The following is a 24,888-nucleotide window of genomic DNA, read 5'->3' as shown; positions in this document are numbered from 1 at the left end:
ATTGTGACCGGTCACACTTGGGTCGTCAAGAGACCGTAACGAGGGATTCACGCGGACCTCCGCTCCCCGGCAACGGGGCGGGGCCAGGAGGGGGAGCACCTTGACCGGCACGGCGGATGCGGCGTACACGGCCTCCAACCAGTGGCGCGACCAGTTCACTTGGGGACACGAGACGCTCGCCGCCCGGTTCGCCGTCACCGCCGACGGGACCTTGCGCCTGGTCCGGCTGACACACCCCGGCGACGATCGCGAAGCCGCCCCGCAGGGCGCGCTCCCGCTGGTCGAACTCACCGCCCTCGGCCACGGCAGCGGCTGGTCCGGCCCCCGCTTCACCGGCACGGCCTTCGGTGCACGGCTCGCCTACCGGACCCACCGGACCGGCGAACGCGACGGCCGGGAGTGGCTCACCGCCGAACTCCACGACCCGGAAACAGGGTTGACGGCCTTCGTCGAACTCACCTCACCGGCCGGCCTGCCCGTCCTGCGCTCCCGCGTCCGGCTCCGCAACAACGGCCGTGCGCCCCTGGTCGTCCAGTCCGTCAGCAGCCTCCTGCTCGGCGGCCTGCCCGCCCCCGACGCCCTCGACGTCCACCGGGCCCGCAACGACTGGCTCGCCGAGTGCCGTTGGTACGCCGAGCCGCTGCGCGCGTCCGTCGCCGACATCAACACGGACGTCCACGAGCACGACAGCCGGGCCGCCCTCGCCCTCACCGGGCGCGGCAGCTGGCCCACCGACGGCCATCTGGCCATGGGCGCCCTGACCGAGCGGGGCGGCGGCCGGGCCTGGGCCTGGCAGGTCGAGTCCCCGGCCGGCTGGCGCTGGGACCTCGGTGAACGCGCGCACGGCACCTACCTGGCGCTCAACGGCCCCACGGACGCGGAGCACCAGTGGCGGGTCCGGCTCGAACCGGGCGAGGAGTTCACCACCGTCCCCGGTGCCCTGGCCCTCGGCCCGGACCTCGACACCGCCCTGGCCGCCCTTACCGCCTACCGCCGGGCGATCCGCCGCCCGCACCCCGACCACACCGCCCTCCCCGTCGTCTTCAACGACTACATGAACACCCTCATGGGCGACCCGACCACGGCCAAGCTGCTGCCGCTGATCGACGCCGCCGCCGACGCGGGCGCCGAGTATTTCTGCATCGACTCCGGCTGGTACGACGACGACACCCGGGGCTGGTGGGACAGCGTCGGCGCGTGGCAGCCCTCGCCGCGACGCTTCCCCGACGGCGGCATCCGGGCCGTCCTGGACCGGATCCGTGAGCGCGGCATGGTGCCCGGGCTGTGGCTGGAGCCGGAGGTCGTCGGGGTGCGCAGCCCCGTCGCGGCCGAGCTGCCGCCCGAGGCGTTCTTCCAGCGCGACGGCGTACGCCTCACCGAGCAGGGCCGTCACCAGCTGGACCTGCGGCACCCGGCCGCCCGCGCCCACCTCGACAAGACCGTCGACCGGATCGCCGGCGACTGGGGCGTGGGCTACCTCAAGCTGGACTACAACATCGTCGTCGACCCCGGCACCCAGGCCCCCGGCGATCTCGCACCGGGAGCGGGCCTGCTCGGGCACGCCCAGGCCTACCTGGACTGGCTCTCCGGAATCCTGGACCGCCACCCCGGCCTCGTCGTCGAGAACTGCGCCTCCGGCGGCATGCGCATGGACGGTGCCACCCTCGCCGTCGCCCAGATCCAGTCCACCAGCGATCAGCAGGACCCGCTGAGCTACCCGCCCATCGCCGCCTCGGCGCCCACCGCGGTCCCGCCCGAGCAGGGCGCCGTCTGGGCCTACCCGCAGCCCGAGTACGACGACGACCTGATCGCCTGGACCCTCGGCGGTGCCCTCCTCGGCCGCATCCACCTCTCCGGTCACCTGAACCGCATGTCGGACCACCAGCGCGCCCTCGTCCAGGACGCCGTCGACGTCTACAAGTCGATCCGCGGCGACCTCGCCCGGGCCCTGCCGTTCTGGCCGCTGGGCCTGCCCGGCTGGACGGACGAGTGGCTGGCCCTGGGGCTGCGGGTCCCCGGTGACGGCACGGCGTACCTCTCGGTCTGGCGGCGGGGCGGACCGGCGCGACTCCGCATCCCCGTCCGGCACCTGGCGGGCAGGGACGTCCGGGTGGACGTCCTGCACCCGTCGTCGGCGGGCGCGGGCGGGGCCGTCTGGGACGGGGAGGGGCTGACGGTGTCCGTGCCGCGCACGCCCGGGGTGCTGCTGATCCGGCTCGGTCAGGAGCCGTGAGAGGGTCCGCTCACGCCCGTACGGCGTTCCGCTCCCGCGCCCGGTCGCCCGCGTCCCGGCGGAACGCCCACACCATGTCGGGCTCCATCACCCAGCGGAACATCCGTTGCACCGGCGGGGTGCACAGGACCGTCACGAGCACCGCTGCGGCGACCGTCACGAGGATCTCGCCCAGGGGCCGGTGCACCCACGCCGGCTCGTACCAGCCCCAGAACTTGGACCCCTGCGCGACGAAGCCGTGCAGCAGGTAGCCGTAGAGCGTGCCCGCGCCCAGCGCGGTGAACCAGGTGCGGCGGCCGGGCACCCAGGCGAGGAAGCAGGCGACCAGCACCAGCGAGCAGCCGAAGGTCGCCAGCGTCATGACGGGCCCGTACCAGGAGGGGGCGGCGAGCTCCTCGGCGCTGTCACGGTGGTAGAACCAGGCGCCGCTCATCCGCGGCACCGCCCAGTAGGCCACCGCGAGCGCACCGGCGAAGACCGGCACGGCGATGATCCGAGCCGAGCGGCGCCGCACCAGGTGGAAGTGCTCGGGCCGCAGCAGCAGACCGAGGACGAAGTACGGCAGGAACTGCAGCGTGCGCTGCAGATCGAGGTCGTTGCCGATGGACGGCGAGAGCGTCGCCATCATCGCGACGACGAGGGCGATCGGCAGCGGCCACCGCACGCGCTGCCAGATCGGAGTGGTCAGCCGCCAGATGAACAGGGCCGCCAGGAACCAGGTCAGGTAGAGCGGGTCCAGCAGGCTGACCGGCCGGTCCGGCTCCTGGTCGGTCCACCGGGTGAACAGGGTGTACGCCGTCTCGAAGACGACGTACGGCACCGCGAGCCCGGTGACCAGGCGCCTGATCCGACCCGGGCTCGCGTCGAAGGAGCGCGAGAAGTAGCCGGAGATGACGATGAACGCCGGCATGTGGAAGGCGTACACCACCATGTAGAGCGCGCCGGCCGCCCGGCTGCCGTCCCGCAGCGGCTCCCAGGCGTGCCCGATCGCCACCAGCACGATCGCCAGGTACTTGGCGTTGTCGAAGAAGGCATCCCGTCGGCCGGCCGCTTCCGGCACGGGCTGCGGCGCTCTCCGCTCCGTCCCGCCGGCCGTGACCGCACGCATGCGCAGGGTGTCCTCGCTCATCACGCCTCCCGCGCGGGGTTCGGGGAACCCGGACGGGTGCCTGCGTGATGTGCCGGGGGTGCGGCGGTGGGGTGCCGGTGCGACATCCCCGCCGCCTGACCACTGCGGAACGACGTAAACCGCTTTCCCTCGCGGTGTAGCGCGGATCACAGCGACGGCGGTGCCGCCGGGCCCAAAAGCGCGGCGGCACCGTCGCACGAGGCGGCGGTCAGCTCACGGAGCAGTCCGCGCCGTTGAGGGTGAAGGCCGTCGGGCTGGGGTTCGCGGCCGACCGGGTGGCCGTGAAGCCGAGGGTGACCGAGCCCGACGCGGGGATCGTCGCGGTGTACGAGGCGGCCGCGACGCTCACCTCGGAACCGCTCTGGGTCGCCGTGCCGCCCCACAGGTTGGTGATGCGCTGGCTGTCCGGGAAGGTCCAGCGCAGCGTCCATCCGTTGATCGCCGAGGTGCCGGTGTTGCGGAGGACGACCTCGCCCTGGAACCCGCCCTGCCAGCTGCCCGTCACCCGGTAGCCGACACCGCAGGCCGACGGTGAGCCGCCGGGGGAGGTCGTGACCGTCACCGTGCCGGAGCGGGGCGAGCGGTTGCCGGCGGCGTCGCGGGCGTAGACGGCGAAGGTGTGGGAGGTCGCGGGGGACAGCCCGGTGAGGGTGGCGGTGGTCCGGGTGCTGCTGGTGACGGCCGTCTCGGTGCCGCCGCTGATCCGGACGACGTCGTAGCCGGTGACGCCGGTCGCGTCGGAGGCGGCGGCCCAGGTCAGGGTGGCCGACGAGGAGGTCACTCCCGAGGCGGTCGGGGTACCGGGAGCGGTCGGGGGAGTGGTGTCACCGCCGTTGCCGGAGTAGATCGCGGCCTCCTTGGCCGTGGCGGCGATGCCGTTCGCGCCGTTGAAGAGCCGCCGGCCCCAGCTGGTCAGCTGGTCCGGGTCGAAGTTCGTGACCATGTCCAGGTACTCGACCCCGCCGCCGTTGCCGCTCCACGACCAGCCGAGGTAGCCGAGGCGGAGCTGCTGGGTGACGGCCAGGATGGTGTCCTCGTCGGGGTTGCCGTCCGAGTGGTCGTGGCCGAACTCGCCGACGACGATGGGCAGTTTGGCGGTGACGAAGCGGTTCAGGTAGTCGGTGATCCCGGCGGCGGTGTCGAAGACCCCGTACATGTGGATCGAGAAGACAGTGTTGGCGTCGGGGTCGGCGGCGAAGACCGAGGCGGCGTTGTCGCGCATCGTGAACGCCCAGTCCTGGCCCCAGTTGGGCGCGTCGACCATGATCGTGTGGTCGAAGCCGGTGGTGCGGAGCTTCTGGATCGCGGCCTTGGTGTCGGCCGTCCACGCCGTGTAGTTGGTGTTGCCGTACGGCTCGTTGCCGATGTTGACGATGACGTAGTCCTCCTGGCCGGCCAGGGCGCTCTGCACGCTGATCCAGTAGTCGGCCGCGCGGGAGAGGGTGGTCGCTCCGCTCTGCTCGCCGTAGCCCGTGGTGTCGTGCACCTCCAGGACGCAGATCAGCCGGTTCTGCTTGCACTGGGAGATCACGTTCGTCACGTCGGCGGCGTCGTTGCGGGTCCAGCGGTCACCGTTGGAGAGGACCACGCGAACGGTGTTGGCGCCCTTGGCCTTGATGTGGGCGAGGGAACTGATCCGGTCCGGATACCAGGTGTGGGCGTGGTTGACGCCCCGCATCACGAAGTCGTTCCCGCCGGCCTCCAGCAGCCGGCCGTTCTGCACCCGGAAGCCGGTGGGGGCGGCCTGGGCCGGCGGGGTGAGGACGAGGAAGGACAGGAAGAGGGCGAGCAGGGTGGCGGCCGCGATGGCCAGGCGTGGAGGGGTGGGGGTGGAGGTGGAGGTGGGGCGGAGTCTCATGACGGCTCCATCGGTGGGGGTCGGTCGGGCACGTTGCCGGTCGCGCTGTCGCGCTGTCGCGCTGTTGTGCTGCTGTGCTTCCGTGCTGAACGGGGCCTGCTGTCGGGCTCGGTGGGTAGAGGCCCGTCGCCGGGGGCAGCCGGCCCGGCGCGGCTGTCATGCGGCCGGTGCCGTCCCCGTGCAGGTGACGGTCGCCGCCGGGGTGCCGGCCGTTGCCGGGGCGGTGGCGACGAAGCCGAAGGCGGCGCTCGCGCCGGCGGCGAGGGTGCCGTTCCACGCCGCGTTCCGCACGGTGGCCGTACCGTCGGCGGCCGTGGTGAGGCTGCCGTTCCAGAGCTGGGTGAGACGCGCTCCGTTCGCCGGTACGACGGTCGCGGTCCAGCCGCGGACGGCGGAGGCCGATGTGTTCGTCACCGTCACCTCGCCCTGATAGCCGCCCTGCCAGGAGGAGACGGCCCGGAAACGCGCGGTGCAGGCCGCGGGGTCCTCGCCCGGGTCACCGGGGTCGCCCGGGTCCTGCGGGACGCCGGCGTCTAGTACCGCCGACAGGGCCGGGAACCAGCGGGCGGCGATCTTGTCGTCGCCGGAGGCGTTGGGGTGCACGCCGTCGTAGGTGTCGGCGGCCGTGCTGAAGCCGGTCCATTGGTCGACCACGGTGACGGGGGAGCGGTCGGTGCCGGTCGCCCGGGCCCAGCCGGGAATCCGCGCGTTGAAGTCGACGACCCGTTGCGCGCAGCCGGCGCAACTGCTCGGGTTCATGGGGATGAGCTGTGCGACGAGGATCCGCATGTCCGGGTTGGAGGCCCTCATCTGCGTCACGAGCTTGGTGTAGGCGGCGAGGATGCGGTCGGGGGCGATGCTGCTCCACACGTCGTTCGTGCCGAAGTGCATGACAACGATGTCCGGGCGCGTGGAGGCCAGTCGGCCGGGCAGCAGGTTCTGGTCGGCCACACTGGTGACCAGTTCGCCGCCGTGCCCCTCGTTGTCCCCGTCGTGCGCCTGTCCGCAGCCCTGCGGGGGGAGGGTGCCGACGAAGTCGATGTCCTTGTATCCCCTGTTGACCAGCCGGTTCCACAGCACGGCCCGCCAGCAGCCCGGCGAGCCGGTGATCGAGTCGCCGAGCGGCATGACGCGCACGGGGTCCGCCGTGGGCGCGGCCAGCGCCCCCGGGGCGAACGTCACGCCGAGGGGGAGGAGCAGGGCGGCCAGCAGGCCGAGCACCGACATGACGCGTAAGTGCGGGGCCGAGTGGGGGGTTCTGGGCATGGTGGTCCCTTCCCTTGATGAGGTGGGAGCGCTCCCACCTCATCAAGCCATCCTTGTCATTAACGCGTCAAGAGGAAGGACAGTCCCTCAGGGCTGCTCAGCCGCACCATGTGACGGCCGTTCTCCTCGGAGCGGGTGACCGAGGCCCGGCCGTCATCGTGCGCGCGGCTGACGTTGTCCAGATCATCGACGGCGACCACCAGTTCCCACTGTGGGGCGGATGCCTCGGGCCCTACCGCGGTGATGAAGTCGGCGCAGAACAGGGGCGCTCCGGTGGTCTTCTCGTAGAAGTGCCGGGCCTCGTCGGGCCGGTCGCAGGCGAGGGCCATGCGGTGCGGAGAACCCGCCAGGCGGGGCGGGAAGGTCCATCCGGGGAAGCCGCGCCGTTGCCAGAGGGAGAAGGCGGCGCCCTCGGGGTCGATCAGTGTCGCGATGCGGCCCTGATCGCCCGCGTCGAAGGGAGGTACGACAAGGTGAGCGCCTTGGGCCGTTGCGGCTTCGACACGGCGATCGATGTCGTCGACCGCCAGGTAGTAGGCGATGTGGGCCGGTGTTCCCGGTGGGTAGACCGGGTTCGCCAGATCGCTGACTCCACCGATCTGTTGGCCGTCGACGGATATCTTGGTGGCCTTGCGCCAGTCCTCCTCGTCCACCGTGAAACGCCACCCGAGCGTCGTGGACAAGAGGGCGGCGGTGCCGGCAGGGTCGCGGGTTTTGAGGTCCATCCAGCAGAACTCGTTCAATGAACCCAGACGGGTCGTCATCTCGTGCTCCTTGTCGTCCCGATGCTGGGTATCGCGCCCCCGGACGGCTCCGCAAGGGAGTTTCCGCCGCCGCGCACGCGGAAGTGGCCGCGGGGAAGCCGCGGCAGAGGGCCCCGCCCGTTGGCCGGAAACCGTCAGGATTTTTGCCGGGGCATGAGGCATTCATGACCGGGTGCCCAGAAAGCCGAGTCCATGATGGTCGGCGTCGGTAAGGCATGCCTTGGCTAACCCGCCTCTGCGGGGCCGGGCGTTGGGCCGGAAGGGCCGGTACATGTGGGACGACGCGTTTCCGAGCTTTCTGATCGGGCTGAGGGAAGGACTCGAAGCCGGGCTCATCGTCTCCGTGCTGGTCGCCACCCTCGTACGGGCCGGGGCCCGATCGCGGCTGCCACAGGTGTGGACCGGGGTGCTGGCGGCGATCGCGCTGTCGATGAGCTTCGGTGCGGTCCTGACCTTCACAGCGGCCTCCCTGTCCGCCACCGCGCAGGAGGCCTTCGGCGGAACGCTGAGCATCGTCGCCGTCGCCTTCGTCACCGCGATGGTGTTCTGGATGCGGCGATCCGCCCGCGGCTTCGCGGGCGAGATCAAGGAGAAAGTCACCGAGGCCCTGGCCATGGGCGCCGGTGTCCTGGTCCTCACCTCCTTCCTCGCGGTGGGCCGCGAAGGCCTGGAGACCGCGCTGTTCCTGTGGACCACGGCCCGCGCGGCGAACGAGTCGGCCGGGCCCCTGACCGGCGCCGGCATCGGTCTCGTCCTGGCCGCGGCCCTGTGCTGGGGGCTGTACCGGCGGGTCCTGCGCATCAACCTCACCCGCTTCTTCACCGCCACGGGCGTGGTGCTCATCGTCATCGCCGCCGGTGTGCTCGGCTACGGGTTGCGCGACCTCCAGGAGGGCACGGTCCTGCCCGGCGGGACGGCCTACGCCTTCGACCTGAGCGGCAGCGTCGACGCCGGAGCCTGGTACAGCGCGCTGCTCCAAGGCGTGCTCAACCTGACTCCGGCGATGACCTGGCTCCAAGTGGCCGGGTACGCCGGATATCTCGCCGTGGTGATGACACTGTTCGTGCGGGGAGTGCGGGGAGTGCGGGAACAGTCGGGTGCGGGTGTCCCTGCCCGTGCGGGTGCGGGTGCCGGTGCCGGCGCTGATGAGGCGGTCGCCGGCGGGAAGCGTGCGGACGCCCCACCGGCCGTCCCATCGGTCACCCCGCCGGCCGCCCCGCCCCCCGCCGCCGAGCGGCCGGCCGCCCGGCCCTCCGCCACCGAGCCGCCATCCGCCCCCACCACCGCAACCACCCGCCGCCGCCCCGCCTGGCTGATCCCCGTCGCCGTGGTCGCCGTCCCGGCTCTCCTGGCCGGCCTCGTCGTCGCCCTGTCGCACCCCAAGCCCGCCGCCGGTGAGACCGTCGCCGTCTCCGAGACGGACTGCGGGCGGGGCTTCACCGCGCCCGAGCCCGGGCGGCAGGACTTCCTGATGCACAACACGGGGAACCAGACGTCCGAGGTGTATCTGATCGACCCGTCCTCGAACGCCGTCTACGGTGAGATCGAGGGCTTGGCCCCCGGCACCACACGGGACCTGGTCGCCACCGTGGCGGGCGGGACGTACGCCTGGCGCTGTGTGCCGGCCGACGGCAGGGCTGTCACCTCGAAGGCGGTCCGGGTCGGCGGCGCCACTGGCGCCCACGCCGTCGTCCCCGTCTCCGAACGGGATCTCGCCGCGCCGCTCAAGGCGTACCGGGCGTACGTGGACCGGGGCCTGGCGACACTCGTCACCCAGACCCGGAAGCTCAGTGACGACATCCGCGCCGGGCGCCTGGGCACCGCCCGCGCCGACTGGCTGACGGCCCACCGCACCTACGCCTCCCTCGGCGCCGCCTACGGGACCTTCGAGTACTTCGACCAGAAGATCGACGGGCGTCCCGACGGGCTGCCGGGCGGCGTGCACGACAGAGATTTCACCGGCTTCCTCCGCATCGAGTACGGGCTGTGGCACGGTGAGCCGGCGTCCCAACTCAAGGGCCTGGCACAGCAGTTGGCCGAGGACAGCGCCGGACTGCGGAAGGCCTTCCCGCACCAGTACTTCGACTTCTCCGACCTGCCCCTGCGCGCCCACGAGATCCTGGAGAACACCCTCCAGTTCGAACTGACCGGCGACACCGACCAGGGCAGCGGCACCGGACTGGCCACCGCCGACGCCAACCTCGCCGGCACACGCGAACTGCTCGTCGTACTCGAGCCGTTGCTGACCACGCGTGCCCCCCGTCTGCTGCCCACCGTCGACGCGGACATCGCGCGCCTGCAGAAGCTGCTCGACTCCGCACACCACGGCACCGGCTGGACCCCTGTCGACCGGCTCGACCGCACGGCGAAGGCCCGGCTCGACGGGGCCACGGGGCAGCTCCTCGAAGACCTCTCGCCGGTGCCGGACCTGCTCGAAGTCAGGAAGTCCGCATGAGCGCCGGGCGAGGCGATCACCCCGCAGAAGACTCCGAAGGGAACCCCCTCATGCCGTCCGCCGACACGCCGCCGCCGGGCTGCCCCGCCCACGCCGGCCGCCGCTCCTTCGTGAAGGCGGCCCTGGGGGCCGGGGCGGCCGGAGCCGTCCTGGCCGGGGGCGGAGTCGCACTCGCCGGGAGCGGCGGAGCGAGGGCCCATGCGGCCGAGCAGCAGAGCGCCGCCCCGGTGGCCTTCCACGGCACCCACCAGGCCGGGATCCTCACCCCCGCGCAAGCCGCCGCGGCGTTCGTCTCCTTCGACGTCATCGCCGACGGCCGCAAGGACCTGGCCGAGTTGCTGCGGACGCTCACCGACCGGGCCCGCCTCCTCACCTCCGGCGGCACGCCCGAGGACCTCGGCGTCGGTGCCCCGCCCTCGGACAACGGCATCCTCGGACCGGTCGTCCCGGCCGACGCGCTCACCGTCACCGTGGGGGCCGGCGCCTCCCTGTTCGACGACCGGTTCGGACTCGCCCGGGCCAAGCCGCGCCGCCTCACGCCGATGCGGACCTTCCCCAACGACAACCTGAACCCCGCCGAGTGCCACGGCGACCTGTCCCTGCAGATCTGCGCGGCCCGCCAGGACACCGTGCTGCACGCGCTGCGCGACATCGCCAAGCACACCCGGGGGGCGCTGCAGATCCGGTGGCGCGTCGACGGGTTCCAGAACGTGCCCCGGCCCAGCGGCACCCAGCGCAACCTGCTGGGCTTCAAGGACGGCATCGTCAACCCGGACGTCGCGTCGGCCCGCGAGATGGACCACCTGGTGTGGGTCGGCGAGGGACAGGGCGAGCCGTCCTGGGCGGCCGGCGGCAGCTACCAGGTCGTCCGGATCATCCGGATGCTCGTGGAGTTCTGGGACCGGGTCTCGCTGTCCGAGCAGCAGCTGATGTTCGGCCGGCGCAAGGACACCGGCGCCCCGCTCGACGGTGCCAAGGAGACCGACAGCCCGAACTACGCCAAGGACCCGCACGGCACCGCGATCCCGCTCGACGCGCACATCCGGCTCGCCAACCCGCGCACCGCGAACACCGACACCTCCCGGATCCTGCGCCGGGGCTACAACTACGACCGGGGCGTCGACAACGTCGGCAACCTCGACATGGGGCTGGTCTTCTGCTGCTACCAGCAGGACGTGCGCCGCCAGTTCGAGGCCACGCAGACCCGGCTGATCGACGAGCCCCTCGTCGACTACATCTCCCCGACCGGCGGCGGCTACTTCTTCGCCCTGCCCGGCGTGCGGGACTCCTCCGACTGGCTCGGCAGGGGGCTGCTCTCGGCCTGACGCACCGAGGTCCCCGCGGCCGGCGGCGCCGGCCCGAAGTCCCGTCTTACGGGGGCCCTTCGCCCCTGTGGAGGGGCGGCGGATGGGGCGTCGCCCCCTTCGCACCTGCTCGTTCCCGTAAGCCAGTTTGACGGCCTGCGGGGCAGCCCCTGGGTGGGGTCCGGCAACTTCCGGCGCATGTTCGGGAGGACGAGGCCTTCCGGGACGCGGTCCTCAACACGCTCTGGATCGCCGTCCTCCAGCTGGTCTTCTACTTCCCGGTGCCGCTCGGTCTCGCCCTGCTGCCGCACACCCTCACCTGGAGCTCGGTGCGCCGGTTCGTGCAGTCGGTGGGGTATCTGCCGCACTTCATCTCGTGGCTGATCGTCGTCGCACTGTTCCAGCAGGTGCTCGGGGACACCTGCCTGCTCAACAGCGGTCTGAGCCGCCCGGTGATCGTCGTGGGACTGCACGGGTGGCGGGACGCCGGGGCGGCGGTGGCCCACGCGGCCGGCGCCAACGCCTGCGGCCACCACTCTGCGACCCCGTACCTCACCCTGCCCGCCCACCCGGGCGGCACCCACCTCCTGGTCACCCTCGTCGTGCTGAGCGCCGATCCTGAGGTGAACGGCGCCCTGGAGTCGGGCGACGGCCGAAAGACGAATGGCGGCCGAAGGACGAACGGCGACCCGTACGCGCGAGGTTCAGGAACGCGCGTACGGGTCGCCGTGTCCGGTGAGGTGGAGATCCGCTTCCCGGACGGCACCCGGGAGCTGGTGCCGCGCTGACCGGGTCAGGCCGCCTCGGCGCGGTCCCGCGTCACCGCCTTCCTCAGCAGCGGCCACACCAGCAGCAGCACGATCACCGCGTACACGGTCACCGCGAACGGCGTGTTGACCAGACCCGTCACACTGCCGTCGCTGATCTGCAGGGCGCGCCGCAACTGCTGCTCGGCGTTCGGGCCGAGGATCACACCGATCACGGCGGGCAGCACGGGCAGCCCGTAGCGGCGCATCCCGAAGCCGATCAGGCCGATGATCAGCAGGATCACCAGGTCGATCACCTCACCGCCGACCGCGTAGGCGCCGACCGCGGCGAAGAACATGATCCCCGCGTACAGGTAGGGCCGGGGGATGCGCAGCAGCTTCGCCCACACCGGCGCCAGCGGCAGGTTCAGCGCGAGCAGCAGCACCATGCCGACGAAGAGCGAGGCGATCAGACCCCACACCAGGTCGGGTTCGCGCTCGAAGAGCAGCGGACCGGGCTGGATGCCGTACTGCTGGAACGCGGCCAGCATCACGGCCGCGACCGCCGTGGTCGGCAGGCCCAGGGTCAGCATCGACACCAGGGTGCCCGCCGCCGAGGCCGACGCCGCCGACTCCGGGCCCGCTACGCCCTCGATGGCACCCTTGCCCCACTCGTCCTTGTGCTTCGACAGGCGCTTCTCCGTCACGTACGACAGGAAGGTGGGTATCTCCGCACCGCCGGCCGGGACCGCGCCGAACGGGAAGCCGATGAACGGGCCGCGCAGCCACGACTTCCAGGTCCGGTTCACGTCGTCGCGACCCAGCCACGGACGCCCCACCGGGATCGGCTCCGGCGGTCTGCGCCGCAGGTGCGCCGCCACCCACAGGGCCTCGCCGATCGCGAAGAGCCCGACCGCGACGATCACCACGTCGATGCCGTCGGCCAGTTGGAGCGAGCCGAACGTCAGGCGCTGCTGGCCGGTCATCTGGTCCAGGCCCACCAGGCCCAGGGTGAGGCCGATCAGCAGGGAGGCGAGACCCCGGATGCGGGACGAGCCCAGCACCGACGTCACCGCGATGAACGCCAGCACCATGATGGCGAAGTAGTCCGGCGCGCCGATGTCCACGGCCAGCTTCGCGACCGTCGGCGCGAGCGCCACCAGCAGCAGCGTGCCGATCAGGCCGCCCGCGAAGTGCCCGACGGCGGCCGCCGCCAGGGCCTGGGCGCCGCGCCCGGACTTGGCCATGGGGTTGCCCTCCATGGCAGCCACCACCGCCGCGCTCTCCCCGGGCGTGTTGAGCAGGATGGAGGTGGTCGAGCCGCCGAACATCGCGCCGTAGTAGATGCCGGCGAACATGATGAACGCGCCGATCGGGTCGAGCCCGTACGTCACCGGCAGCAGCAGCGCGACCGCCATCGCCGGGCCGATGCCCGGCAGCACGCCGATCGCCGTGCCGAGCAGCACACCGGTGACGGCCCACAGGAGGTTGATGGGTGTGAGGGCTGTACCGAAGCCGTCCAGGAGGGAGTTGAAGGCATCCATGTCACAGCACTCCCATCAGCGGACCGCCGGGCAGGGGCACTCCGAGCAGGTTGTTGAAGACGGTGTAGGTGACGAGGGAGAGCCCGGCCGCGATGAGTGGATCACGGTCGATCCGGCGGCTGCCCAGCGCGAAGGCCGCGCCCCAGAAGAGCAGCGCGCCCGCGATGGGGAAGCCGAGCGGTTCGATCAGCACGGCCGCGCCGAGGAACACCCCGGCGAGCAGCAGCACGGTGCGCCAGTCGGCGGGCTCGGACAGGTCGATGTCCTCACCGCCCTCGGCCTGGCCCCGGCCGCCCCGCAGCACGTCCAGGGCGAGCAGGGCGGCGATGACCAGCAGGCCGGCCCCGACCACGATCGGCACGGTCTTCGGGCCGACCGGGCCGCGCTGGGCGATGTCGACGTCCATGGTGAGCGCGTCGGTCAGGACGAGGACGCCCAGGGCCAGCAGCAGGGCGCACACGCCGAGTTCGGAGTGCTCCCGCAGCCACGAGCGCCGTGCGCCGCCGGTCTCGGCGGGGGGAATGTCGGTCTGCGTCGTCACAGTCCCAGCTCCTTCAGCACCGAAACCACGCGCTTGTCCTCGGCGTCGAGGAACGCGCCGAACTTCTCGCCGGTGAGGAAGGCGTCGTCCCACCCGTTCTGCTTCAGGGACCCCCGCCACTCGTCCGAGTCATGGAGTTCCTCGACGAGCTTCACGAGCTTGTCGCGCTCTCCGTCGTTCAGGCCGGGCGGGGCGACGATGCCGCGCCAGTTGGTGAAATTCACGTCGTAGCCCGCCTCCTTCAGCGTGGGCGCGTCGAGCCCGCCGACCCGCTTCGGGCCGGTGACCGCGAGGAGGCGCAGCTCGCCCGCCTTGATCTGGTCCAGGTACTCGCCGACCCCGGAGACCCCGAAGGCGACCTTGTTGCCGAGGATCGAGGCGAGCAGTTCGCCGCCGCCGTCGAAGGGGATGTAGTTGACCTGCTTCGGAGGGATCCCGGCGGCCCGGGCCATCAGCATCGGCGCGAGGTGGTCGGGCCCGCCGGGCGACGAGCCGCCGCCCACCGGGAGTTTGCCGGGGTTCTGCTTCCAGGCGCCGATCAGGTCGTCGATCGTCTTGTACGGCGAGTCCTTCGCCACGACGACGACGTCCTGCTCCTCGGTGAGCCGGGCGATCGGCGTGGTGTCCCCGAGTGTCTTGGGCGCGTCGTTGGAACGGACGGCGCCCACGACTCCGAGACCCATGGACATGGCGAGCTTGCCGTTGCCGTGCTCGCTCACCAGCCGGCTCAGGCCCACCGTGCCGCCGGCACCGGGCAGGTTGAACACCTCGATGTTGTGGGTGAGTCCGGCGTCCTCGGCGTTCTTCGCGGCCGTGCGGGCCGTGATGTCGTAGCCGCCGCCGGGCGTGTTGGGGACCATGAAACGCAGGCCCGGGATCTGTGTGCCGGTCTCGGAACCGCTGCCGGTGGTCAGCAGCGGCGGTCCGACGAGCACGAGCACGGCGGCCCCGAGCAGGGCGAGGGGAGTGCGCAGGCGCACGAGTGCCACCACCTGTCGGTACGTCGATGCGGGTAGGGATACGCCCTGTGGGGGAGGGTGACGTGGGCCACATGGTGCCCGGGCTGCGGTGGGCTGTCTCCCTTCCGGAAGCAACGGAGGTTTTGGTCATTGCGGTCGCAGGAAGCGCCGCCATGCGCGAGCCGAACGCACGGGGGCCCCGGCGCGTGCGCACCGGGGCCCCGCGATCAACGGTCACTGATCCGTGTGGACCTCCAGGGCGGCCCGCACGGCCGACTCCAACGCCCCCTCGATCCACGCCGGTTTGACGGATGTGTGGTCCCCGGCGAAGTGCAGCGGCCCCTCACGCTCGGGGATGACGGGCAACAGCTCCGTGTGCTGCCCGGGCAGCAGCACCGACGCCTCCCCGTAGGCGTACGGGTCGCGCAACCAGCTCTGGGTACGCCCCGCGCCGGTGTAGAACACCTCGATGCGCCGGCCGTAGACCTGCTGGAGACCGCACAGCGCGTGCGGATACCGCGCCTCGTCGTCCAGGGAGTCCCAGCGCAGGGCGTCGTCGGCCCAGCTGTAGGACGCCAGGACCACGCCCCCCGCGCTGCCCGGGACCGGGTGGGACGGGTTGAACATGAAGCGGTTGGCGTTGTCCGACACCGAGCCGCCGCCCACGACACCGGCGGCCTCCGGCTGGTCGCGGCCGATCGCGCGGTTGGCGGCGTAGTGGGTGCGCTGAGCCTGCGTGATGTGCCCGCCGGGCACGGAGGGGTGCGCGCCGAGCAGGCTGCCGTCCGCGGGAGCCTTGCCGGTGCGGTAGGCGTCGTACAGGCCCGGGTCGACGGCGTTCAGCTCGCGCTTCCAGTCGTCCTCGTCGAACTCCCACCAGCGGCGGCTGAATTCGAGCAGCACCTTGGTCGCGCTGTCGTAGTGCAGCTCGCAGACCGCGCGGCGCTTGCGGTAGGACAGCGGCGGGTCGATCTGCACATGGCGCAGCCCGGAGAACGGCACCGTCACCACGGCGACGTCGGCCGTGAATTGCTCGCGGACGACCGGGCCGTCGCGCCCCTCGGACACGGTGTCCACCCACACGTGCGGGCCCTTGCTCCGCACGTGCCCGCCGTCCGGGGACGGCCGGCCGGGGTGGTGGTACTGGATGCGCGTCACCCGGCGGTCGAACCGCACCTCCTTGCGCACGCGTTCGAGCAAGGCGTCCGGCAGCACGGCCGTGCCGCCCTCCAGCTCGTAGAAAGGCGTGTCGGGGCTGATGAGGGAAGAGCCGATGAAGCTGTGGATGAAGGACAGCGGGAGGCGTGAGGTGAGGTTCTCCAGGGTGCCGATGAGGTCGACGGTCCGTTCGTCGAGCCCCGCGTGCTCGGTGAGGAAGCGGAACATCGACCAGTCGCCGAACCGCTTCACCACCCGCGCCCAGCCCCGCAGCCGCTCCGGCAGCGGTTTGTCGACCCGCTTGCCGTCCCGGCCGACGTAGCTGAACTCGTCGCGCACGGGGTCCAGTGCGGCACGCAGGATCGCCGCGGCGGGCGTGTCCCAGTGGGCTTTCGGGACCCCGAAGGACCGGTTCACGCGCCGGGGGGAGCGGGCGTAGTCGGCGCGCCGCACGCGGATGCCGTTGACGTGGATCCAGGTGCGCGCGGCGGGACGTCCCTCCTCGTCGACGTCGACGTAGTGGAAGCGCCGCTTCTTCAGATCGAACCGGTCGATGAGTTCCATCACCAGCGGATGGCTGCCGGGGATGCGCATCGCGCCCGCCTCGGCGTACTGGCCGGGATCTGCGAAGGGCTGCGCGGCGCCTTCGTGGCCGCCCTTGCGGAAGGTCTTGATGCGGCCGCCCACGCGGTTGCCGTTGGCCTCCAGGACCGTCACCCGGTGCCCCGCCTCCTTCAGCAGCCAGGCGGTCACCAGTCCGGACGGGCCGGCGCCGATGACGAGGACGTCCTTGGGGCGGGTCCGTCGCGCCGGCAGTCCGTCTTTCAGGACGCGCAGGTAGCGCGGAACGAGGGGGCGGTCGTCGGAATCCAGGACGAGCAGGGCACGGGCGACGGCGAGGCATCGGTCGGAGTCGGCGCCGCGACCGCCGCCGGGAACGGCCGGGGCGAGCGGCGCGGCCGGCGCGGGCAGGGCCGTGGCGGTACCGCCGGCCAGGGCCGTCGCCACCGTGGCCGTGCCGGCCACCGCCGCGAACTCCCGCCGGGAGAAACCACCCTCAGAGCACACCATCGCGTGATCATCAGTCATGGCGATCTTTGTAATGGCGGCCGTGACGGGCCGCCGCCGTTCGCCCGGGTGTTGCCCCTAAGGAGCGAATCAGGGGCAAAACCCTCACGTCACGGCGGGTTCGCCGCCCACGGCGTGCCGGGCCAACCCGAAGGGATGAAAGCGCGGCGAACCGCGTCCGCCGCCGCGAACGAGCCTCCACACTGCGACTGCGTAGGCACGACCTTGCTCTCCGAGAGCCAGGGACGACGGAGGGGGAAGGGTGGCGCAGCGGCGCACTCGGTTGGGCGACCGGGCCCGTTACTGGTTCGACAGCACGCTGACCCGCGGTGCCTCGGCCCTGGTCGGCTGGATGGCGCTGCTGTGTCTGACCGTCGTCGTCCCGGCCAGCGCCCTCGTGGTGTGGACCGACCCGCACGCTCCGCAGTCCCTGCCGGACCGGCTGGTACAGGTGTGGCGCCTCACCGGGGAGACCCTGCGCCTGGGCGGGGCGACCGGCACACCGCTGCGTGTGACGATGTCGGTGCTGCTCGCCCTGGTAGCGCTGCTGTACGTCTCGACGCTGGTCGGCCTGATCACGACGGCGCTCACGGAGCGGCTCACCGCCTTGCGGCGCGGCCGGTCGACCGTGCTCGAACAAGGGCATGTCGTGGTCCTGGGCTGGTCGGAGCAGGTGTTCACGGTCGTCGGCGAGCTGGTGGCCGCCAACGCCAACCAGCGGCGCGCGGCGGTCGCGGTGCTGGCCGACCGCGACAAGACGGCGATGGAGGAGGCACTCGCCACGAAGGTGGGACCCGTCGGCCGGACGCGGCTGATCTGCCGCAGCGGCCCCACCACCGATCCGGCCGTGCTCACCCTGACCAGTCCGGCGACGGCCGGTGTCGTGCTGGTCCTGCCCCGCGACGAGCCCGACGCCGATGCCGAGGTCGTCAAGACGCTGCTGGCGCTGCGGGCGGCCCTGGCCGGGGTGAAGAACCCCCCGCCCGTCGTCGCCGCCGTCCGGGACGACCGCTACCGGCTGGCCGCCGGTCTCGCCGCCGGTCCGGGCGGTGTCGTCCTGGAGAGCGACAGCGTCACGGCCCGGCTGATCGTCCAGGCCGCCCGCCGCCCCGGGCTCTCCCTGGTCCACCAGGAGCTCCTCGACTTCGCCGGGGACGAGTTCTACCTGGTCGGCGAGGAGTCCCTGACGGACCGCCCGTTCGGCGACGCGCTGCTGTCCTATCCGACGTCCAGTGTCGTCGGCTTGGTGCGCGGCGACACCCCGCTGCTCAACCCGCCGCCGCAGACGACGGTCGCCGCGGACGATCTGCTCATCGTCATCTCCCGCGACGACGACACGGCCTGGCCGGGGGAGTGCGGGCAGTGGGTCGAGAAGGCGGCGATGGCCTCCGGACCCGCGACGCCCGCACGGCCGGAGCGGGTCCTGCTGCTCGGCTGGAACCGCCGGGCGCCGCTCATGGTCGAGCAGCTGCGCCGCCGCGCCCGGTCCGGGTCGGTCGTCGACGTGGTGGCGGGCGGCGCTGAAGCGACGGTCCGGCAGGTGCGCGAGTCCCGAGCACCCGACGGCACCGGCCTGACCCTCACCCTCCACCCGGGGGACGTCACCCGTCCTGAGACTCTCCGGCGTCTGGACGTGCACTCCTACGACAGCGTGATCGTCGTGGGCGAGGACCCCGCTCCCGGACAGCCCCCGGACCAACCCGACAACCGCACGCTCGTCACCCTGCTGTTGCTACGGCAGATGGAGGAGGCGTCCGGGCGTGAGCTACCCGTCGTCACCGAACTGGTGGACGACCGCAACCGGGCGCTGGCACCTCTCGGGCCGGGAGCCGACGTGATCATCAGCGGCAAGCTCATCGGCCTGCTCATGGCACAGATCTCCCAGAACCGGCGGCTCGCGGCGGTCTTCGAGGAGCTGTTCTCCGCCGACGGCACCGGCATCCGCCTGAGGCCGGCCGGTGACTACGTGCTGCCCGGGTGCGAGACGGCCTTCGCCACCGTCGTGGCCGCGGCGCGTGGGCGCGGCGAATGCGCCATCGGCTACCGGAGCCACGACGACGCCTCCACGAGTCCGGGTTACGGCGTGCGGGTCAACCCGCCCAAGTCCGAGTGCCGCCGTTGGACGGCCGCCGACGAGGTGATCGTCGTGGGGACGGACTGAGGTGCACAAGCGATTCACATGCCCGTGATTCTTGTGAAGAAACCCGGAAATTCGACTGCGTGTTCGCCCATGTGCAGGGCACCAGAGGGAGCGGAGGTTGATAACTATGGTTCCCCTGCTTCTCGTCCTGCTGCTGGCCCTGGTCCTGTTCGGTGCGGGCTTCGCACTCAAGGCCCTGTGGTGGATCGCGGTGATCGTGCTGGTCCTGTGGCTGCTCGGCTTCGTGGTGCGTACCGCGGACAGTGGTGGCCGCCGAGGTCGCTGGTATCGCTGGTAGACCGGCGAATCGCCGCCTTGTGGCGAGCACAACGTCAGGAATGGGGTAAACGAAAATGGCCCGATTCTCTTCCAGGAAAGGCGTTCCTTTTCCATGGCCGAAACACAAGACGTCGTAGAACTCATCCTTCAGGACCACCGGCGCATGGAAGACCTCTTCCGGCGGATGCGCAGCGTCGAGGACGACCGGGCGGGTGCCCTGCGGGAGTTCGCGGACCTGCTGATCGCGCACGCGCAGGCCGAGGAGTCCGAGGTCTATCCGGCGCTCAAGCGGTACAAGAACATCGATGACGAAGAGGTCGAGCACGGCGAGCACGAGCACGACGAGGGCAACGAGGCCCTCCTGGAGCTCCTCCAGGTCGAGGAGGTCGGCTCCGACGAGTGGGACTCCAAGCTCGAAGAGCTGGTGGAGGCCGTCACCCACCACGCCGACGAGGAGGAGCGCACGATCCTCAACGGCGCGCGGGAGAACGTCGCCATGGAGCGGCGGCAGGAGCTCGGCCGGGCGTTCCGGCAGGAGCGCGAGCGTCAGCTGAAGGCCGGCTGCGGCTCCGTGGAGAACGTGCGCAAGATCGTGGAGTCCTGACCGGCATGCCGGCCCTGATGGTCACCGCCCGCGGGCGGTGACCATCAGGGCCGGTTGCTGTCGCGGACCACGCACCGGGCGCGGACGGCCTGGCGCGCACGGCACAGCTAGCGGGTGACTCGTGCGGCGCAGTCGACGTCCTGCGCGGGCAGCCGCCCCGTCGCGAGGTACGCGTTGACCGCGTCGTCGGCACACGCCGACCCGTAGACGCCGTACACCGCGTGCTGGTCGGCCCCCCTCAGGGTGACCAGGCGCGACGAGGGCCACATCGCGCGGACGGCCTCGGCGCCGTCGTAGGAGGTGCGTGGGTCGCCGGTGGCGTTCACGAGGAGGGCCGGCAGGTCGCCCCGGATCCTGGTGGGCCGCTCGCGCGGCCGGTCCCAGAACGCGCACGGGTTGATGTTGTTGGTGACGGGCGCGAAGAGCGGGTCCCCGGCACGGGTGCGCCGGACGTCGCGCCAGTACACCCCGGGATCACGCGGCGCGGCGTTGTCGCCGCAGATGATCGCCGTCTGCGCGCTGCCGTAGGGGGAGTCGGTGCCGGTGAGCACGAACTCCAGCACCCCGGCGAGCCACGGCGAGGGCGTCACCCGCTCCCCGCGCGCGGCCCGCAGCATGTCCCGCACGCCCTGGGTGAAGTCTCCGTAGGCGGAGTCGTTGTGCTGCGAGAGGCCGTTGAGGGCGACGAGGGGCATGACGTGCTCGTCCAGCCGGTGCTCGCCCAGCCGCAGCGGGGTGCGGGCTGCGGCGGCCCGGACCCGCTCCACCGTCGCCAGCACCTCGCCGCGCGTACGGCCCAGCCCGTAGGCCGCGTCGCGGGCGGCGGCCCAGGAGGCCCAGCCCCTCAGGGCATGGCGGTTGGCCGGCTCGACCCCCCGCCACAGCCGGGCGCTGTAGCGCGCCGGGTCGATCACACCGTCCAGGACGACCCGGTCCGTGCGGCCCGGGAACATCGAGGCGTACACCTCGCCGAGGTAACTGCCGTACGAGTAGCCCAGGTAGGAGATCCGCCGCTCGCCGAGCGCGGCCCGGACGACGTCCATGTCGCGGGCCGTGTTGCGGGTGGTGGCGTGGGGGAGTGCGTCGCCCGCGTGGGCGCGGCAGCGGTCGGCGAGGTTCTTGGAGAAGGCCGCCGTGCGGTCGAAGCCGGCCCGGTCCTCACCCGCACCGCGCCAGGCCGATCCGGTCGGCCAGTGGCAGTCCAGCGGGGTGCTGCGGCCGATGAAACGGGGGTCGACGCCCACCACGTCATACCGCGCGGCCACGTCCTTCATCGCATCGCGCACCCAGGGCGGGTCGCCGAGGGAGGGCCCGCCGGGGCCGCCGCCGTTGAGGAGCAGAGGGCCGACGCGGTGGGCGGTGTCCGTGGCGCGGATCCGGGAGACCGCCACGGTGATCGTCCGGCCGCCGGGGTCGGAGTAGTCCAGGGGTACGGTCACGTCGGCGCAGCGGGCGCCCGCCTGCGCCAGTTCCTTGCCGGTGGTGTCGTCCGGCCCGAGCAGGCAGCTCTTCCAGGTGACGTGCTGCCGGTGGTAGCGGGCGAGAGGGTCCGGGGCCGCCTCGGCCGTGGCGGGCAGTGCGGTGAAGGCCAGTGCGGCGGTCGTCAGGGTGAGGACTGTTCTTCTCGCGGTTCCCGGAGAGCGGGATAACACGTAGGGGTCCCTTCTGTCGCAGATGTCCCCTCGGCGGGCCGGCACGGGCATGCCGTCGGGGGGTGCTGTGCGACAGAACGGTAGGGACGGACCGCCGTCCGATCACTCCGGCTGGCAGCCGGTTCGTGGTGGGGCCGGCCCCAGTGGCGAAGCGGGGGAATGCCGTTTCCATGGCAGGGGCGCCCATCCGAAACTCCGCCCCAAGCAGGAACAATGCTCGGGCAGACCTTGTGCAGGTCGCCGCAGGGGGGTTGTCCAGACATTCTCTCGCGCCTAGGGTCCCTTCGAGTGCAAGCGCTTTCCAAGCGCGTGTCCGCAGGCTGTCCGAGGAGCGCCGCATGTCCTTGTCCCCCACCCGCCGCCGCGTGGCCGTCGTCGGCACCGGAGCCATCGTCAGCGGCAGCCATCTGCCCGCGCTGCGGGCCCACTCCGACCGGGTGGAGCTGGTGGCCGCCGTCGACGTGGACCAGGAGCGCCTCGACGCCTTCCGCGAGCTGGCCGGTGAGCAGGTCGCCGGGTACACCTCGATGGACGCGATGCTGGACGCCGTACGCCCCGACCTCGTCCTGATCGGGACGCCGCCCTCCCTGCACCGCGACCAGACGGTGGCCGCGCTGAAGGCGGGCGCCTGGGTGCTGTGCGAGAAGCCGCTGACCCTGTCGCTCGCCGAGTACGACGAGATCGCCGCGGCCGAGGAGGCCTCCGGCGCCTACGCGGCGGTCGTCTTCCAGCACCGCTACGGCTCCGGCGCCGTACACGCCCGCGAGCTGATCACGAGCGGCGCGCTGGGTGCCCCGCTGGTCGCGCACTGCCAGACGACCTGGCACCGGGACGCCGCGTACTACGCGGTGCCGTGGCGCGGGAAGTGGGCCAGCGAGGGCGGCGGCCCGACCATGGGCCACGGCATCCACCAGTACGACCTCCTCCTGCACCTGCTCGGCGAGTGGGAGGAGATCCGGGCCATGGCCGCGCGCCTGGTCCACGACACCGAGAGCGAGGACGTCTCCACCGCCCTGGTGCGGTTCCGCGGCGGCGCCCTCGCGACCGTCGTCAACAGCGTGCTCTCCCCGGACGAGGTGAGCCGCATCCGCATCGACTGCGCGGACGCCACGGTCGAGCTCACCCACCTGTACGGCCACAGCAACGACAGCTGGTCCTACACCCCGGCCCCGCACGTGGCCTCCGAGCGCGCCACGGCCTGGCGCACCCCGTCGGCCGACGTGCCCAGCTCGCACACCGCTCAGCTGGGCACGCTCCTCGACGCCTACGACAACGGCACCCGGCCCCCGGGCAGCGGCCGCGACGCCCGCGCCACCCTGGAGTTCGCCGCCGCCCTGTACAAGGCGGCGTTCACCGGCAGCTCGGTGCACGCGGGGGAGATCGGCCCCGGTGACCCCTTCTACGAGGCCATGCACGGCGAGTACCCCGACTGGGCCCCCAAGGAGCGCGCATGACCATCCGCGTCACCCACACGCACGGCGAGGACATCGCCGTCACCGCAGGCGGCACGGAGATCCTCCGCTACGTCTACCGCCCCGACCCGGACCCCTTCGAGGCCCGCAAGCCCTACGCCCACCCGGTGCGCACCCTCTCGGGCCGCACGGTCACCGGCTACCGCCCGAACGACCACCGCTGGCACAAGGGCCTGCAGATGACCGCGAGCCATCTGTCCGGCCAGAACTTCTGGGGCGGCAACTGCTACGTCCACGGCCAGGGTTACCTCCCCCTGCCCGAGCGCGTCGGTTCGATGCGGCACGACGACTTCGCCGACTTCTCCGTCGAGGACGACCGCCTCGCCTTCACCGAGAACCTCACCTGGATCGAGAACGGCGGCGAGGAGTGGGCGCGCGAGGTGCGCGGCCTGACCGTCCACTCGGTGGACGAGGAGGCCGGTTCCTGGGCCCTGGACTGGTCGATCCGTCTCACCAACACCCGTTCCGCACCCCTGGTCTTCGGCTCCCCGACGACGGCGGGCCGCGAGATGGCCGGCTACACCGGGCTCCAGTGGCGCGGCCCGCGCGACTTCACCGGCGGCACGGTCTTCGCCCCGGACACCGACGCCGACGCGGGCAAGCTGATGGGCACCCAGGGCCCCTGGCTCGCCTTCACCACCGAGCACGACGACGTCGACGGCCACTCCACCCTGATCTTCGCGCACGCGCCCGAGAACCTCGACGGGACGTCCCCGATCCACGAGTCGCACTGGTTCGTCCGCTCCGAGCCGTTCCCCACGGTCGCGTTCTCGTGGGCGTTCTTCGAGGAGTTCGAGCTGCCGCCGGGCGAGTCCTTCGCCTACCGCTACCGGCTCGTGGTCGCCGACGGCGCCTGGGACCGCGACCGGGTCGGCACGCACCTGGAGGGCCTGGCATGGTGAGCGAGCCCGCGCAGGCCGGACTTCCGCACCCGCTGCCCGGCGCGATCGGCCTGTCGCACCTCAGCGCCTACGACTGGGAGGCCGCCGACGGCGTCTGCGGCGGCAGCCCGCACCTGCACCTGGTGTGCACGGAGGCGTACGTCGTCACCGGCGGCCGGGGCGCGGTCCAGACGCTGAGCCCCGACGGCTACCGGGACATCCCCCTCGAAGCCGGCTCGATCGCCTGGTTCACGCCGGGCACCGTGCACCGCATGGTGCAGGGCGGCGATCTTCGCATCACCGTGCTGATGCAGAACAGCGGCCTGCCCGAGGCCGGGGACGCCGTGTTCACCTTCCCGCCCGAGGTGCTCGCCGACCCCGACCGGTACGCGGCGGCGGCTGCTCTGCCGCCCGGCACCGGGCCGGAGACCGCGGCGGCCGCCCGGCGCCGCAGGGACCTGGCCGTCGAGGGCTACCTCGGGTTGCGCGAGGCCCTCGTGGCCGGCGACAACGGCCCGTACCTGGAGTTCCAGAGCGCCGCCGCCCGGATCGTCCGCGACAAGGTGCCCACCTGGCGGAAGCTGTGGCGGGAGGGCGCCCTGGCCACGGCGGAGCGCACCGGCGCCCAGCTCGACGCCCTGGCCGCGGGCGATCCCGCCCACCTCGGCGAGGCCACCGCGTACGAGGCCGCGCCCACCCGGCTCGGCGGCTTCGGCATGTGCGGCCGGCGTGACGAGTACGCGCTGCCGGGCACCACGCTGCCGTACCAGGGGGAGCAGCAGGAGGTCTGAAGGGGTGGCAGGGGGGACCTGAGGGGGGCTCAACCGAAACTCCG

18 protein-coding genes and 1 pseudogene are annotated in these 24,888 nt (G+C 72.1%); 10 read left to right on the top strand and 9 right to left on the bottom strand.

What is annotated here, in order from left to right; genetic code table 11:
- The first annotated feature begins 100 nt into the window (after positions 1-100).
- Positions 101-2,233: an alpha-galactosidase gene (locus OO68_RS05855; protein ID WP_033307054.1), complete on the top strand. Its 2,133-nt coding sequence runs from the start codon at positions 101-103 to the stop codon at positions 2,231-2,233.
- Between the two features lie 10 nt (positions 2,234-2,243).
- On the opposite strand, the gene OO68_RS05850 is transcribed toward OO68_RS05855, so the two are convergent.
- The 4 genes from OO68_RS05850 to OO68_RS05835 form a co-directional block, all read right to left on the bottom strand.
- Complete coding sequence (locus OO68_RS05850) at positions 2,244-3,362, bottom strand: acyltransferase family protein (RefSeq protein ID WP_033307053.1); 1,119 nt, start codon at positions 3,360-3,362, stop codon at positions 2,244-2,246.
- Positions 3,363-3,570: 208 nt separating this feature from the next.
- Positions 3,571-5,220 (bottom strand): cellulase family glycosylhydrolase, encoded by a 1,650-nt coding sequence (locus OO68_RS05845; protein ID WP_033307052.1) that lies wholly within the window; start codon positions 5,218-5,220, stop codon positions 3,571-3,573.
- A 156-nt stretch (positions 5,221-5,376) separates the two neighbouring features.
- Positions 5,377-6,486 carry a GDSL-type esterase/lipase family protein gene (locus OO68_RS05840; protein ID WP_033307051.1) on the bottom strand — a complete coding sequence of 370 codons (1,110 nt, stop codon included), beginning with the start codon at positions 6,484-6,486 and terminating at the stop codon, positions 5,377-5,379.
- Between the two features lie 59 nt (positions 6,487-6,545).
- The gene (locus OO68_RS05835; protein WP_033307050.1) at positions 6,546-7,250 is read right to left on the bottom strand and encodes a VOC family protein; all 705 of its coding nucleotides are present in this window, start codon (positions 7,248-7,250) and stop codon (positions 6,546-6,548) included.
- 271 nt (positions 7,251-7,521) lie between these two features.
- Here OO68_RS05835 and efeU point away from each other — a divergent pair, with 271 nt between their 5' ends.
- The 3 genes and pseudogenes from efeU to OO68_RS43790 all read left to right on the top strand — a co-directional run.
- Positions 7,522-9,705 (top strand): iron uptake transporter permease EfeU, encoded by a 2,184-nt coding sequence (gene efeU, locus OO68_RS05830; RefSeq protein ID WP_033307049.1) that lies wholly within the window; start codon positions 7,522-7,524, stop codon positions 9,703-9,705.
- 50 nt (positions 9,706-9,755) lie between these two features.
- Entirely contained in the window at positions 9,756-11,030 is a 1,275-nt protein-coding gene (efeB, locus tag OO68_RS05825) for an iron uptake transporter deferrochelatase/peroxidase subunit (protein WP_033307048.1), read from the top strand.
- A 126-nt stretch (positions 11,031-11,156) separates the two neighbouring features.
- Positions 11,157-11,500, top strand: a pseudogene (locus OO68_RS43790) (ABC transporter permease family protein); the annotation flags it as partial.
- Positions 11,501-11,802: 302 nt separating this feature from the next.
- Here the strand turns inward: OO68_RS43790 and OO68_RS05815 are convergent.
- The 4 genes from OO68_RS05815 to OO68_RS05800 form a co-directional block, all read right to left on the bottom strand.
- Positions 11,803-13,299, bottom strand: coding sequence for a tripartite tricarboxylate transporter permease (locus OO68_RS05815; protein ID WP_033307047.1), 1,497 nt, complete (start codon positions 13,297-13,299; stop codon positions 11,803-11,805).
- A gap of 1 nt (position 13,300) precedes the next feature.
- Positions 13,301-13,840, bottom strand: a complete 540-nt coding sequence (locus OO68_RS05810; RefSeq protein ID WP_033307046.1) for a tripartite tricarboxylate transporter TctB family protein — start codon at positions 13,838-13,840, stop codon at positions 13,301-13,303.
- Entirely contained in the window at positions 13,837-14,820 is a 984-nt protein-coding gene (locus OO68_RS05805) for a Bug family tripartite tricarboxylate transporter substrate binding protein (RefSeq protein WP_033307045.1), read from the bottom strand. The genes OO68_RS05810 and OO68_RS05805 overlap by 4 nt, the downstream gene beginning before the upstream one ends.
- 213 nt (positions 14,821-15,033) lie before the next feature.
- Entirely contained in the window at positions 15,034-17,046 is a 2,013-nt protein-coding gene (locus tag OO68_RS05800; RefSeq protein WP_033307044.1) for a flavin monoamine oxidase family protein, read from the bottom strand.
- A gap of 241 nt (positions 17,047-17,287) precedes the next feature.
- Between OO68_RS05800 and OO68_RS05795 the strand changes: the two genes are divergently transcribed.
- The 3 genes from OO68_RS05795 to OO68_RS05785 all read left to right on the top strand — a co-directional run bounded on the left by OO68_RS05795 (position 17,288) and on the right by OO68_RS05785 (position 20,048).
- The gene (locus tag OO68_RS05795; RefSeq protein ID WP_033307043.1) at positions 17,288-19,186 is read left to right on the top strand and encodes a CASTOR/POLLUX-related putative ion channel; all 1,899 of its coding nucleotides are present in this window, start codon (positions 17,288-17,290) and stop codon (positions 19,184-19,186) included.
- A 106-nt stretch (positions 19,187-19,292) separates the two neighbouring features.
- The gene (locus OO68_RS05790; RefSeq protein ID WP_033307042.1) at positions 19,293-19,463 is read left to right on the top strand and encodes a DUF5670 family protein; all 171 of its coding nucleotides are present in this window, start codon (positions 19,293-19,295) and stop codon (positions 19,461-19,463) included.
- Positions 19,464-19,556: 93 nt separating this feature from the next.
- Positions 19,557-20,048 (top strand): hemerythrin domain-containing protein, encoded by a 492-nt coding sequence (locus OO68_RS05785; RefSeq protein ID WP_033307041.1) that lies wholly within the window; start codon positions 19,557-19,559, stop codon positions 20,046-20,048.
- A 107-nt stretch (positions 20,049-20,155) separates the two neighbouring features.
- On the opposite strand, the gene OO68_RS05780 is transcribed toward OO68_RS05785, so the two are convergent.
- Positions 20,156-21,751 (bottom strand): alpha/beta hydrolase, encoded by a 1,596-nt coding sequence (locus OO68_RS05780; RefSeq protein WP_078625207.1) that lies wholly within the window; start codon positions 21,749-21,751, stop codon positions 20,156-20,158.
- 287 nt (positions 21,752-22,038) lie between these two features.
- Here OO68_RS05780 and OO68_RS05775 point away from each other — a divergent pair, with 287 nt between their 5' ends.
- The 3 genes from OO68_RS05775 to OO68_RS05765 are packed head-to-tail and all read left to right on the top strand — an operon-like array spanning position 22,039 to position 24,844.
- Positions 22,039-23,154 carry a Gfo/Idh/MocA family protein gene (locus OO68_RS05775; protein WP_033307039.1) on the top strand — a complete coding sequence of 372 codons (1,116 nt, stop codon included), beginning with the start codon at positions 22,039-22,041 and terminating at the stop codon, positions 23,152-23,154.
- Complete coding sequence (locus tag OO68_RS05770) at positions 23,151-24,074, top strand: DUF6807 domain-containing protein (protein ID WP_033307038.1); 924 nt, start codon at positions 23,151-23,153, stop codon at positions 24,072-24,074. The genes OO68_RS05775 and OO68_RS05770 overlap by 4 nt, the downstream gene beginning before the upstream one ends.
- Positions 24,068-24,844 carry a cupin domain-containing protein gene (locus OO68_RS05765; RefSeq protein ID WP_033307037.1) on the top strand — a complete coding sequence of 259 codons (777 nt, stop codon included), beginning with the start codon at positions 24,068-24,070 and terminating at the stop codon, positions 24,842-24,844. The genes OO68_RS05770 and OO68_RS05765 overlap by 7 nt, the downstream gene beginning before the upstream one ends.
- The last annotated feature ends 44 nt before the right edge of the window (positions 24,845-24,888 follow it).

The sequence above is a fragment of the Streptomyces iakyrus genome, assembly GCF_000717055.1.
GTDB classification, from domain to species: Bacteria; Actinomycetota; Actinomycetes; order Streptomycetales; family Streptomycetaceae; genus Streptomyces; species Streptomyces iakyrus.
Note: the sequence above shows the minus strand (reverse complement) of the source record. Positions and strands in the feature narration are given on the sequence as shown.

What these genes read in the sequence shown, in the direction of transcription:
- OO68_RS05765 (WP_033307037.1), top strand. Translation starts at nt 24,068, where the DNA reads ATGGTGAGCGAGCCCGCGCAGGCCGGACTTCCGCACCCGCTGCCCGGC.
- OO68_RS05835 (WP_033307050.1), bottom strand. Translation starts at nt 7,250, where the DNA reads ATGACGACCCGTCTGGGTTCATTGAACGAGTTCTGCTGGATGGACCTC.
- OO68_RS05775 (WP_033307039.1), top strand. Translation starts at nt 22,039, where the DNA reads ATGTCCTTGTCCCCCACCCGCCGCCGCGTGGCCGTCGTCGGCACCGGA.
- OO68_RS05790 (WP_033307042.1), top strand. Translation starts at nt 19,293, where the DNA reads ATGGTTCCCCTGCTTCTCGTCCTGCTGCTGGCCCTGGTCCTGTTCGGT.
- OO68_RS05850 (WP_033307053.1), bottom strand. Translation starts at nt 3,362, where the DNA reads ATGAGCGAGGACACCCTGCGCATGCGTGCGGTCACGGCCGGCGGGACG.
- OO68_RS05770 (WP_033307038.1), top strand. Translation starts at nt 23,151, where the DNA reads ATGACCATCCGCGTCACCCACACGCACGGCGAGGACATCGCCGTCACC.
- OO68_RS05780 (WP_078625207.1), bottom strand. Translation starts at nt 21,751, where the DNA reads ATGCCCGTGCCGGCCCGCCGAGGGGACATCTGCGACAGAAGGGACCCC.
- OO68_RS05840 (WP_033307051.1), bottom strand. Translation starts at nt 6,486, where the DNA reads ATGCCCAGAACCCCCCACTCGGCCCCGCACTTACGCGTCATGTCGGTG.
- OO68_RS05785 (WP_033307041.1), top strand. Translation starts at nt 19,557, where the DNA reads ATGGCCGAAACACAAGACGTCGTAGAACTCATCCTTCAGGACCACCGG.
- OO68_RS05800 (WP_033307044.1), bottom strand. Translation starts at nt 17,046, where the DNA reads ATGACTGATGATCACGCGATGGTGTGCTCTGAGGGTGGTTTCTCCCGG.
- OO68_RS05845 (WP_033307052.1), bottom strand. Translation starts at nt 5,220, where the DNA reads ATGAGACTCCGCCCCACCTCCACCTCCACCCCCACCCCTCCACGCCTG.
- efeB (WP_033307048.1), top strand. Translation starts at nt 9,756, where the DNA reads ATGCCGTCCGCCGACACGCCGCCGCCGGGCTGCCCCGCCCACGCCGGC.
- efeU (WP_033307049.1), top strand. Translation starts at nt 7,522, where the DNA reads ATGTGGGACGACGCGTTTCCGAGCTTTCTGATCGGGCTGAGGGAAGGA.
- OO68_RS05815 (WP_033307047.1), bottom strand. Translation starts at nt 13,299, where the DNA reads ATGGATGCCTTCAACTCCCTCCTGGACGGCTTCGGTACAGCCCTCACA.